The 12,046-nt window shown below is 36.5% G+C and carries 7 protein-coding genes; all 7 read left to right on the top strand.

Annotation, left to right across the window (positions count from 1 at the left end):
* On the top strand, positions 1-1,545 hold a 1,545-nt coding region (locus tag NU08_RS17000), incomplete at its 5' end, for a glycoside hydrolase family 97 protein (protein ID WP_129748304.1).
* Between the two features lie 882 nt (positions 1,546-2,427).
* On the top strand, positions 2,428-5,436 hold the full coding sequence (locus NU08_RS16995; protein WP_129748303.1) for a SusC/RagA family TonB-linked outer membrane protein: 3,009 nt from the start codon (positions 2,428-2,430) through the stop codon (positions 5,434-5,436).
* Between the two features lie 12 nt (positions 5,437-5,448).
* Positions 5,449-6,942 carry a RagB/SusD family nutrient uptake outer membrane protein gene (locus NU08_RS16990; protein ID WP_129748302.1) on the top strand — a complete coding sequence of 498 codons (1,494 nt, stop codon included), beginning with the start codon at positions 5,449-5,451 and terminating at the stop codon, positions 6,940-6,942.
* A 154-nt stretch (positions 6,943-7,096) separates the two neighbouring features.
* Positions 7,097-8,059: a glycoside hydrolase family 43 protein gene (locus NU08_RS16985; protein WP_129748301.1), complete on the top strand. Its 963-nt coding sequence runs from the start codon at positions 7,097-7,099 to the stop codon at positions 8,057-8,059.
* 50 nt (positions 8,060-8,109) lie between these two features.
* Positions 8,110-9,396 carry a glycosyl hydrolase family 8 gene (locus NU08_RS16980; protein WP_242502581.1) on the top strand — a complete coding sequence of 429 codons (1,287 nt, stop codon included), beginning with the start codon at positions 8,110-8,112 and terminating at the stop codon, positions 9,394-9,396.
* Positions 9,397-9,413: 17 nt separating this feature from the next.
* Positions 9,414-10,529 (top strand): alpha/beta hydrolase-fold protein, encoded by a 1,116-nt coding sequence (locus NU08_RS16975; protein WP_129748300.1) that lies wholly within the window; start codon positions 9,414-9,416, stop codon positions 10,527-10,529.
* A gap of 40 nt (positions 10,530-10,569) precedes the next feature.
* Positions 10,570-11,739 carry an alpha/beta hydrolase-fold protein gene (locus NU08_RS16970; protein ID WP_129748299.1) on the top strand — a complete coding sequence of 390 codons (1,170 nt, stop codon included), beginning with the start codon at positions 10,570-10,572 and terminating at the stop codon, positions 11,737-11,739.
* The last annotated feature ends 307 nt before the right edge of the window (positions 11,740-12,046 follow it).

Below are 12,046 nucleotides of genomic sequence, written 5' to 3'. Positions count from 1 at the left end.
TATCCGCAGAAGGAAACGCTTTCGTGCGTGGTTCAGGAAGAAGTATCGGGATTTCTGATGCCTAAGGGAACCGCTGCATTTCTGTGCCCGCAAAGCAATCCGATGACAGGATTCGCAAACACGGCTCCGAGCTACGAGACTTCCTATGCATTAGATGATGCTGTCGGAAAAAATGGCTGGGGAAACGGATACACCTTTCCATGCCTGTTTAAAGTAAACGGCGGATGGGTCTTGATTTCTGAAACGGGAGTCGACAGCGGCTATTGTGCGAGCCGCTTGATAGGCCATGAGAACGGATTATATTCAATCGGATTTCCGATGCCGGGAGAAAACAACGGAAACGGAACGACATCGCCGGGAATTCCGCTTCCGGGAGAAACGCCATGGCGCACCATTACAATTGGAGAAACGCTTGCTCCGATAGTGGAGACCACGATTCCTTTTGACTTGGTTAAGCCAAAATATGAGGCATCTAAAGAATACCGGTACACAAAAGGCACTTGGAGCTGGATCATCAAGATGGATAATAACACCACATTTCCCGTACAAAAGCAATATATTGATTTCAGCGCTTCACTGGGATATGAAACCATTTTAGTTGATGCTCTTTGGGATACGCAGATAGGCCGCGATAAAATAGAAGAGTTAGCGGCATACGGCGCTCAGAAGGGCGTTGGACTTTATTTATGGTACAATTCAAACGGATATTGGAATAATGCTCCGCAAGGCCCGAGAGGATTGATGGATAATGCGGCCATCAGAAGAAAAGAAATGGCTTGGATGAAAAGCATCGGAATTAAAGGCATAAAAGTGGACTTTTTCGGAGGCGACAAGCAGGTGACCATGAAACTGTATGAAGACATTTTGACGGATGCCAACGAATTTGGAATAATGGTTATTTTTCACGGCTGCACATTGCCTCGAGGCTGGGAACGCATGTATCCGAATTATGCCTCCAGCGAAGCGGTTCTGGCAAGCGAGAATCTGCATTTCGGACAGCAGAGCTGCGATAATGAAGCTGTAAATGCGGCAACGCATACTTTTATAAGAAACGCAGTGGGAAGCATGGATTTTGGCGGAAGCGCTTTGAACAAATTCTATAATAGCGATAATATTCCAAACAAAGGCTCTAAAAGAATGACTTCAGATGTGTTTGCTTTAGCCACTTCAGTGCTTTTTCAGAGCGGCGTGCAGCATTTTGCCTTAGCGCCTAATAATTTATATGATGCTCCAGACTGGGCCATAAAATTTATGAAGGAAGTGCCGACAGTTTGGGATGAAGTCCGCTTTCTGGAAGGATATCCAGGCAAATATGTCGTGCTGGCCAGAAGAAAAGGAGAAAAATGGTACATAGCTGGAATTAATGCTGAAAATAAACTATTAAAGATAAACGTGAAGCTAGAAATGCTTAATTCTGGTGCGAAGGTAAATTATTATGCAGACGATTATCAGCTAAACGGAAAAGTAAGTTCACTCAAGATTAGCAAAAACAAAGAAGTTGAAATAAAAATCCCTAAGAATGGAGGTATAGTGATAACAAATTAAAGGAATAATGTAATCCACTTAATTTATAATAGCCAATTCAGAATTTGAATTGGCTTTTTTATGCTATAAATTTTGATAGCAGTATGAATAATCTTATTTCTTTTTATTGTAGTTAAAATGTTTCTGTAAGCTAAAAGATCAATTTTACTAATGAAGGCATAATCAAAAATGTACTTGAAATAAAAGAAAAGATTTGCGATTACGTTTGAGGAATTATTACCAACAAAAAGAAACTACTGGCCGTCTCTTCACGAAAACGAGCTTTCTTTAGCCCTAAACTAATTTATGTTAGATAAATGTTAAGTAATAATTATTGGTAGCTCGATGCAATTGTATCGGGCTTTTTATGAAAATAGCTTTCGCAAGCAAAAAACTGAATTTCTTTTTAGCAACCGATTGTTATTTTGGCTTTTTCCATTTCTTTTTAAATCAATATTGCTATGAGATTAACTCTAAAAGTTGTTTTTTTAACTCTTTTTAGTAAAGATTTACTTATTATTTAATGGTTTTTGAAAGTTTTATCTTTTTTTTTAAATATTTATATTTTTTGTAGAAAATGAGTCAGTTGACTAATGATTTTTTATTTTTTATTTTAAAATTATTTTTAAAATATATAATTGTCATTTTTTTTGGTTTAAAAATATTTTTAATGTTTTTATTTATGCTATTTTTTGAGTTTTTTTTAAATAATTTATAAAGCAACCGATTGTTTTATGAGTTGTTTTTTTATATTTGTGATGATCTCTTGTTTGTTAATGGATTCGTTATGAAATCGTCTTTTGCACAAAAGATTTAATATAAACTGAATAAATAATATATGAACCCTTACTAATTAAAAAAAACAAAACCATTAACTATTTAAACCAAACAAAAACAATTAATATGAAGTTAAAACTCAAAATTGCACTAATCGGATTGCTGATAGTTAGCAGTCATAGTATAATGGCACAATCAAAGACCATTACTGGAGTGATTACCGACCCTTCAGGATTTCCATTGCCAGGTGCCAGTATTAATGTAGAAGGTACGCAGAATAGCGCATCAACAGATTTTGACGGTAAATACTCTTTAAAAGGAGTTAATCCTACCGATAAAATAACGTATTCTTATGTTGGCTTAGTTTCGCAGACAATTACTGTAGGCGAAAGAAGCTCAATCAATGTGACACTTGTTCAAAACACACAAAATTTAAATGAAGTTGTAGTAGCCTATGGTACTCAAAAGAGAGCTAAGGTGACAGGTGCAATTTCAACGGTAAGCTCAAAAGATATTGCCGCCGTGCCTATTACCAATGCTGAATCTGCTTTGCAAGGACGTGCAGCGGGGGTTACAGTTGTAAATGGTGCTCCCGGCTCTAATCCTACCGTTAGCATTCGTGGTTTAGCGACAATGGGAAATAGTGCTCCTCTATATGTAATTGACGGAGTTTTAACTGGGAATCTTTCTGGTTTAAGCCCTAATGACATCGAGAGCATTTCCGTTTTGAAAGATGCTTCTACAACAGCTTTATATGGTTCTAAAGCTTTTAACGGGGTTATTATGGTAACAACTAAAAAAGGGAAAAAAGGCCCAGGGCAGTTATCTTTTAGCACTTACGTTGGTGGACAGGAAATTACAAAACGATACAATGTTTTAAACACGCAACAATATCTTCAGTATGCTAAAGATTTAGGAAGCGATTTAACAGCTAGGGCAGCAGAGTTTGGAAATATCAATACCAACTGGCAAGACCAGATTTTTCAAACTGGAGTTATGCAAGATTACAACTTGAGTTTTTCAAACGGTACAGAAACTTCAACAGGACGTTATTCTGCGGAATATATGAAACAGGATGGAGCTGTTATCAATACGGGTTTCGAGCGTTATTCTTTTAGAGCTAATAATACACAAGATATTGGCAAACTAAAAATAGGAAGCAACATGGGGATTTCTTTCAGCACTATTAATCCAGAACGCAGCTCAGGCGGAAGAACATTATTAGAACACGCTATTAAAATGGCTCCTTATTTGCCAATTTATAATGAAAATAGTTTAGGCGGTTATCAAGGCCCTAGCGCCATTGATGGAAATGATGCTGAAAACCCAGTGCGTGTGGCTAATTTAGGATATCAAAAGATTAATAACCTTTCTATTATCGGAAATATTTATGCAGAATTGGAAATTTACAAAGGATTGAAATTCAGATCGCAAGTTTCTTTAGATTACTTTACAAGTAAAGACCATACTTTTATTCCGAGTTTTCAGGATGGTGGAACGCATAAGCAGGGATTTTCTTCAACAAACGAGACAAATTCGCAAGGGCAAACCATCGTTTTTGATAATAGTTTAACGTATAAAACGACGATTGCTCAAAAACACAACCTTGAAGTATTGGGAGTTATTACTAAAATTGACGGAAAAGGACAAAGTTTAGCAGCAGGAAGCAAATACTACATTTCAAACGAAATTGATCAGTTAAGATATAATGAGGGAAGTTTAGGATCTGCAAATTATGAAGAAAAAAACATTGGTTACATTGCTCGTATCAATTATGACTATGATGGCAAATATCTTTTAGCTCTTTCAGGGCGTAGAGATGCATCTTCTCGTTTTGGAGCAAATAACCGTTGGGGGAATTTCTATTCAGTGGCTTTAGGTTGGAATATTGCGAAAGAAAACTTTATGCAAAATTCTATTTTTAGCACTTTAAAACTTAGAGCTAGTATAGGAACAACTGGAAATGATAGAATAGATAATTATCAATACAGCGCTTCATTATTGGCAAACTACAATTATCCAATTGGTGGAGAAAACGCCCAAGGTGTTTCTTTGAATGTTGCTGCTAACCCAGATTTAAAATGGGAATCAAAATTAGATAGAAATATAGGTTTAGATTTTGGTTTATTTGATGATGCGTTAACGGGTTCATTTGAGTATTTTAACAATAAAAGTAGCGATATTCTTTTTCCAGTTCCTTTGGCTGCTTCTGTTGGCTCTGCAGGTGGCGGAACTCAAATTCAGAATATTGCAGATGTAAAAGTAAGCGGTTTTGAAGTTTCTATTGGTTACAATGACAGAAAAGGAGACTTTACATGGTCGGCAGTTGCAAATTTAGGAACAAGTAAAAACGAGGTGGTTAACTTAGCGCCTGGAGTGACAAGCGTTTTAGGAGGTCCATCGCCAAGAGCTGGTTTAGAAAATTTCTCTAGATTAGAAGTAGGACAGCCATTATTCTATTTTTATGGATACCAGACTAATGGAATTTACCAAAATCAGGCAGAAGTAGATGCTGTTTTTGGGCCAGGTCAGACAACTATAAAACCAGGTGATATTAAACTTGTAGATCGCGACGGTAATAAAGTGATCAATTCAGATGATAAAACAAACATCGGAAATCCGTACCCTGATTTTACTTACGGTTTAAACTTAAGTGCAGCATATAAGAACTTTGATTTCAATTGTTTTATCACGGGAGTTGCAGGAAACGATATTTATAATGCAAACACTTTTGACCTAAAAGGAATGAACCGTTTGTTTAATGCAAGTACAGATGTTTTAGATAGAGCAAATGTTGTAAATGGAGTTGTTACCAATCCTTCGGCTACATTACCAAGAGCTCAAGGGGCAGATATCAACTGGTCATCTGCAAACCAACGCTATATCGAAGATGGTTCTTTTACAAGATTAAAAAACATCGCTATAGGATATACATTAACAGGAGATGCTTTTAAGAGTTACTTCTCAAAAGCGAGGTTCTACTTAAGTGCACAAAACCTTGTTACAATTACAAAATACTCTGGTTTAGATCCAGAAATTGCAAGAGCAGATGGTAATGCAAATTCAGCAGGTATCGATTTAGGAAGATATCCACAGCCGAAATCGGTAATTTTTGGAATTGATGTTACATTTTAATATTTAAAGACGATGAAAAAAATTAAATATATACTTATAGTACTGTCTGGAGCTTTAACGCTAACTTCATGTGACAGTAGCGAATTAGAATTGACTAATCCCAATGCTTTATCGCCTGAAACTTTCTTTAAAACTGAAACTCAGGTGCAGTCTGCCGTAAATGCTTCATATGCAAATCTTCAGACAAGAGGACTTTATGGCAGAAATCTTTTTTTCGCAATGGACCTTATGGGACATGATGCTTTAGGAAATCCGCAGTTGGAAGGTAACAAGAAACCTTTTCAGGATTTTTCTTTTAATGCAGGAAATGATATTATTCAATACTATTGGGAGTCTTGTTTTACGGGAATATCTAGGGCTAATTTTGTGTTGGATAATGAGCCTAAAATCAATGCTCTTCCCGATAATGTTTTGTCTCAGGAAAAAAAGAACAAGTATTTAGGAGAAGCTCATTTTTTAAGAGCCTACTATTATTTCCTATTAGTAAGACGTTTTGGCGATTTGCCAATTTATAAAACAGGTACTATTGTAGGAAATGCAAGAAGTCCTAAAGCAGAAGTGTATGCCTTAATTGAAGAGGATTTGGTATTTGCAACACAAAATCTTTTGCCAAAAGGATCAGAATCTGCAGGGAGAGCCAATAAAGAGGCAGCTTATGCACAATTAGGTAAGGTATTATTGTACCAAAAGAAATATGACGAAGCTTTAGCGGCGCTTAACAATGTGACTGGTTACAGCCTTGAAGATAAAGGTAGTTTTTACAACAACTTCATGCAAGAAACAGAACATGGTAAAGAGTCGATTTTTGAGATCGAGTTTGATGAAAAAAATGGAACTGGTGATCAGTGGGGAGCTGTTGGTGATAGTGGAGGAACTGGTTTTGATGAGTCAACGCTTAGAGGTCAGGAATATGGTAATCTTAGCTGGTATAATGTTTATCCGTCAGATGAACTTTTAGATTCTTATGAAGTAGGTGATAACCGTTTTGGAGATACTTTTTATGTACCAGGTTCATCTTATTTAAAAGGAACCAAGGTAATGGTAGCAAGTAACTTTACTACTTCTGCTGGTATTAGAAGAGCGGGTTGGAAAAAATACCAAAACTATTACAGTAGAGAAGATGAGGCAACGCGTTCAAGCATTAACTTTAAAGTGATGCGTTATGCAGATGTATTGCTTATGAAAGCGGAATGCGAAAACCAGAGAAATGGCGGTTCACAGACAGCAGCGATAGCTTATATTAAAGAAGTTCGTGACAGAGCAAACTTAGCAACGAATATAACAGCTTCAAAAGATGCCGTTTTTGCCGCAATTGTTCACGAACGTCAGGTAGAATTTGCTGGAGAACAATCTCGTTTTGATGATCTTATAAGATGGGGTATAGCTGCGACTGTATTGCAAGGTACAGGTTTTACAGCTGGTAAAAGCGAGCTATGGCCAATACCAAATAGAGAAACATCTTCTAATCCGAAAATAAAACCAAGCGATAACAATCCTGGTTATTAAGATAATTAAATTTTGGTTAGTTTAAGTTAAATAAAGTCAAGTTAAGTTAGTTTTTTTATAAACAGCGCATTTACTGCGCTGTTTATTGTTTAGAGAAATACAACTGAAGAAAAAAGATTGCATTCTAGAACCATTTAATTAAATGAAAACAAAAATGAAAAATACAGGTAAAATTTTATTTGTGCTTCTTTGTAATTTATTTACCGCAAATACAGAAGCACAAAACCCTATAATCAAAGACATTTTTACTGCTGATCCTGCTCCTTTGGTGCATAAAGGTACTTTGTATTTATATACTGGACATGATGTGGCCACTCAGGAAGATACCAATTATAAAATGGCCGACTGGCATGTATTTTCTACAACCAATATGAAAGACTGGAAAGATCATGGAGCATTACTTTCGCCCAGTACATTTTCTTGGGCAACAGGCGATGCATATGCTGCTCAGTGCATAGAAAGAGACGGAAAATTCTACTGGTTTGTTTCTACATTTCATAAAAAAGATGAGGTAAGCCAAGGTGGCGCTGCAATAGGTGTTGCGGTTTCAGACAGTCCTATTGGACCTTTTAAAGACGCCATTGGAAAAGCGCTTATTACAAATGAAATGACAACAGATATGAAATATGGTTGGGATGATATTGACCCAACAGTATTTATAGATGATGATGGACAAGCCTATATGTTTTGGGGAAATGGAAGCTGCAAGTGGGTAAAACTCAAGAAGAATATGATAGAGATGGATGGTAAAATTACCACTTTCACACCTAAAAATTATATCGAAGGACCGTGGGTATACAAAAGAAAAGGACTTTATTATTTAGTGTATGCCAGCGCTGGAACAAAACCTGAAATGATAGAATATTGCACTGCAAAAAGCATAACGGGACCATGGAAGTATCAGGGAATTATTCAGGAAAATGTGCCGAATAGTTTTACCACACATCCTGGAATTATTGACTATAAAGGAAAGTCATACTTTTTTTACCACAATGGAAGCTTGCCAACAGGTGGCAGTTACAGACGTTCAATTTGCGTAGACTACATGCATTATAATAAAGACGGAACTATTCAAAAAATTATACAAACCACAGAGGGTGTAAGTTCTGTAAAATAAAATCTCATTTTGTTTTTTCTGATGAGGAAACATTATTTAAACAGATAGATATGATGGCATATAAAAAATTAAGCATAAAAATTTTAACTTTTGTGACGATCTTCATGCTCACAGCACCATTATCGATAATTGGGCAGAATAAAAAGAAGAAAGCTAAAACAGAATCCGAAAGGCCTCAATATAGAAATCTTTTTAAGGAAGCGGGTTATAGTCAAGATGATATAGACAAGAAATTGGCCAAAGCCTATTTTGATATATTCGAAGGACCAAATAAAGTGTATTTTGAAGAGGGAGATTCTCTTGGATACGTTTCCGATGTCAAAAATAAGGATGCTCGTACTGAAGGAATGTCCTACGGAATGATGATTGCTGTTCAGCTTAACAAAAAAGAAGTTTTCGATCGTCTATGGCGCTGGTCTGTAAAATACATGCAGCATCAGGATGGACCAAGAGAAGGTTATTTTGCATGGAGCGTGAATCCGCTGACTAAAAAACAGAATTCTCCAGGCTCTGCTTCAGATGGGGAATTATACTATGTAACAAGCCTACTTTTCGCTTCCAATAAATGGGGAAATAATACAGGAATAGACTACTACAAAGAAGCCAGAAGAATACTGGATGCAATGTGGAAAAAAGACGGTACGGGAAATGTGCACAATGTTATAAATACTGAGCATAAACAGATTTCATTTGTTCCTGAGGGAGGTGGCTATAATTGGACGGATCCTTCTTATCATGTTCCGGCATTTTATGAAATATGGGCATTGTATGCAAAAGATGGGCATGAACAATTTTATAAGGAATGCGCAGAGGTTTCTCGTAACTTTTTGCATAAAGCGTGCCACCCTGTAACAGGTCTTAATTCCGATTATACTGAGTTTTCTGGAGAACCGCATCCAACACCTTGGATGCCTGCAGGATTTCGCTATGACTCTTGGCGAGTGCCTATGAATATAGCAATGGATTATACTTGGTACGGAAAAGATAAAAAATGGCAGGAAGAATACGCTAAACGATTCCAAAATTTTCTGAGATCTAAGGGATTGGACAAATTCGAAGATCAATTTAATCTGGATGGTTCCACTCCTGATTTTATTCTTCAGGCTGGTCCAGTGAAAAAATTAAGACATTCCATCGGATTGGTGGCAACTTCGGCTACAGCGTCATTGGTCAATCACGATAAAGAAAGTATAGATTTTGTTCATGCTGTATGGAATGCTAAACTTGAACCTTACGAAGATGGCTACTTTGATCCCTACTATGACGGTCTAATGTATCTTTTTAGCTTAATGCATCTTAGCGGAAAATATCAAATTATAGTTCCAGAAGTAAAATAACTTTTAAAACAAAAAACATGAAACAGTACAGAATTGTTATCTTATTGCTTTTATCAGGATTTGTTGGATTTGCACAGACAAAAACAGCCTCAATAAATGAAGACTTTAAGCCTTCAGTGCTAAATCAGCCAGGACAGGAATATCCTCAAGTTAATTCTCAAGGCTATGCTCGATTTCAAATTACAGCTCCCGAAGCAAAATCGGTTGTAGTAAGTCTGGGGTTGGGAGGCGCCAAAGGTGGAACTGTCCTTACAAAAGATCAGGACGGTTATTGGAGAGGCACTACAGAAGGCGCAATGGATGAAGGTTTTCATTATTATCATGTAACTATTGACGGCGGAGTTTTTAATGATCCAGGTGCGCTTAACTTTTATGGATCTACACGTTGGGAAAGCGGTATCGAAATTCCAGCGCATGATCAGGATTTCTATGCATTAAAAGATGTTCCGCACGGAAATGTACAGCAAATTCTTTTCCCTTCAAAAAGTACCAATACATCACGAAGAGCATTTGTCTATACTCCGCCAGGATATCATAAAGATAAGAACGCCAAATATCCGGTTTTGTATTTGCAGCACGGTTGGGGAGAAGATGAAACAGCATGGAGTAATCAAGGACGAGTAAATTTAATTATGGACAATTTGATTGCAGAGGGCAAAATAAAGCCATTTATTGTCGTGATGACCTACGGAATGACAAATGAAGTAAAATTCGGCGGTCTGTCAAGCTTTAAAATAGAGCCTTTTCAAACGGTTCTGGTAGATGAGCTAATTCCGTATGTTGATTCAAATTTCCGTACAATTTCCAATCAGACAAATCGTGCCATGGCAGGTCTTTCAATGGGCGGAATGGAAACGCATTCTATTACGCTAAATAAACCGGATGTTTTTTCTCATTATGCACTTTTAAGCGGTGGCACATACAAACCTGAAGAGATTAAAGACAAGTCAAAAGTAAAGCTAATTTTTATAAGCTGTGGCAGCCGCGAAAGACCAGAATCTGTGCAGAATGCCGTAAAAACACTTAAAGATGCAGGATTTAATGCTGTTTCTTATATCTCTGAAAATACGGCTCATGAATTTTTGACTTGGCGCAGAAGTTTCAAAGAATTGGCTCCTCTTTTATTTAAATAATATCGAATTGGCATAAAACGATAAACTAAAAATAAAAAATATGAGACTATCTATTATCGCAGTGATTGTAATTTTGAATTTGTGTTTTCAGTCAGTAAATGCTCAGTCAGAACAGACCATAACTGAAGATTTTAAACCTTCATCGTTGAATCAGCCAGAAAGAATATTTCCTCAAGTTAATTCGCAACGACGTGTTCGTGCCAGTATTTCGGCTCCAAATGCCAGCAAAGTGCAGCTTGACATTGGCGGCGTAAAATATGATATGCGAAAAGACGATAAGGGTGTGTGGACAGGAGAGTCAAATCCGCAAGATGAAGGATTTCATTATTATCAGCTAAATATTGATGGAGCTTCGGTTCCAGATCCAGGAAGTCTTTATTTCTATGGGGCGGGAAGATTAGGAAGCGGTATAGAAATTCCGTCAGCAGATCAAGACTTTTTTGCTCTGAAAAATGTACCTCACGGTTTGGTAAGCGAGAATATTTACTTCTCAAAACTGACCAATTCCTTTAGACGCTGCTTTGTTTACACTCCTGATGGTTACAATGAAAATATAAAAGAACGTTATCCAGTTCTTTATTTGCAACATGGAAGTTTCGAAGACGAAACGGGTTGGTCATCACAAGGCAAAGCAAACCTGATTTTAGATAATTTGATTGCTTCGAAAAATGCAGTTCCCATGATTATTGTAATGGATAATGGTTACGCTTATAAAACTCAAGATGGTAATTCTTCGGATAAAAACAAGCCTAAGGAATCTATTTTTGAAGAGGTGCTTATTACCGAAGTTATTCCTATGATTGATGCTAAATTCAGAACAATTCCAAAACGTGAAAAAAGGGCTATCGCGGGGCTTTCAATGGGAGCCAATCAGACCATGAGAATTATGATGAATCATTTGGATACTTTTGCATATTATGGAGGATTTAGTGGTACAGCAAATTACCCAAATTTTGATGCAATTGATGCTTCTACGTTTTTAAAAGGGAAGTATAAAGACGGAAATGCTTTGAACAAGCAAATTAAACTCTTCTGGCTCGGATTAGGGACAAAAGAACCTGTGCCATTTCCTAAATCAGTTGGTGCGTTTCGAAATATGCTAGAACAACAGGGAATTAAGTATCAATATTACGAATCGCCTGAAACAGCCCACGAATGGCTCACTTGGCGAAGATGTCTTCATCAGTTTGTGTCTAAATTATTTAAATAAAATGGTAAAATATTAGATCTGGCCTGTTTATCATTAATAAAAAATAATGATAAACAGGCCAGATTTCATTTATCAAGTTGATGAAATAGATTGAAAAAAACTTTAAATTTTTCTAATAAAAAATATTTAAAAATTCAGATAGTTTCTCTTTTATTGAACCATTTTTTTGATTTTCTATCTTTCGTAAAATCTAAGCGAAGTAGATAATCTATACTATATTAACCCTAAATTGGCATATATTATCCGATTGACGATGAAATAATATTATGGTGAAATAATCTTCTATTTTTAGTGAAATTTCAACAAA

The organism is Flavobacterium anhuiense, from assembly GCF_004151235.1.
Classification (GTDB): Bacteria; Bacteroidota; Bacteroidia; order Flavobacteriales; family Flavobacteriaceae; genus Flavobacterium; species Flavobacterium anhuiense_A.
This window is presented reverse-complemented; position numbering and strand designations above follow the sequence as displayed.

Excerpts from the sequence above, each read along its gene's own strand:
- NU08_RS16995 (WP_129748303.1), top strand. The coding sequence starts at position 2,428 with ATGAAGTTAAAACTCAAAATTGCACTAATCGGATTGCTGATAGTTAGC.
- NU08_RS16990 (WP_129748302.1), top strand. The coding sequence starts at position 5,449 with ATGAAAAAAATTAAATATATACTTATAGTACTGTCTGGAGCTTTAACG.
- NU08_RS16985 (WP_129748301.1), top strand. The coding sequence starts at position 7,097 with ATGAAAAATACAGGTAAAATTTTATTTGTGCTTCTTTGTAATTTATTT.
- NU08_RS16980 (WP_242502581.1), top strand. The coding sequence starts at position 8,110 with ATGATGGCATATAAAAAATTAAGCATAAAAATTTTAACTTTTGTGACG.
- NU08_RS16975 (WP_129748300.1), top strand. The coding sequence starts at position 9,414 with ATGAAACAGTACAGAATTGTTATCTTATTGCTTTTATCAGGATTTGTT.
- NU08_RS16970 (WP_129748299.1), top strand. The coding sequence starts at position 10,570 with ATGAGACTATCTATTATCGCAGTGATTGTAATTTTGAATTTGTGTTTT.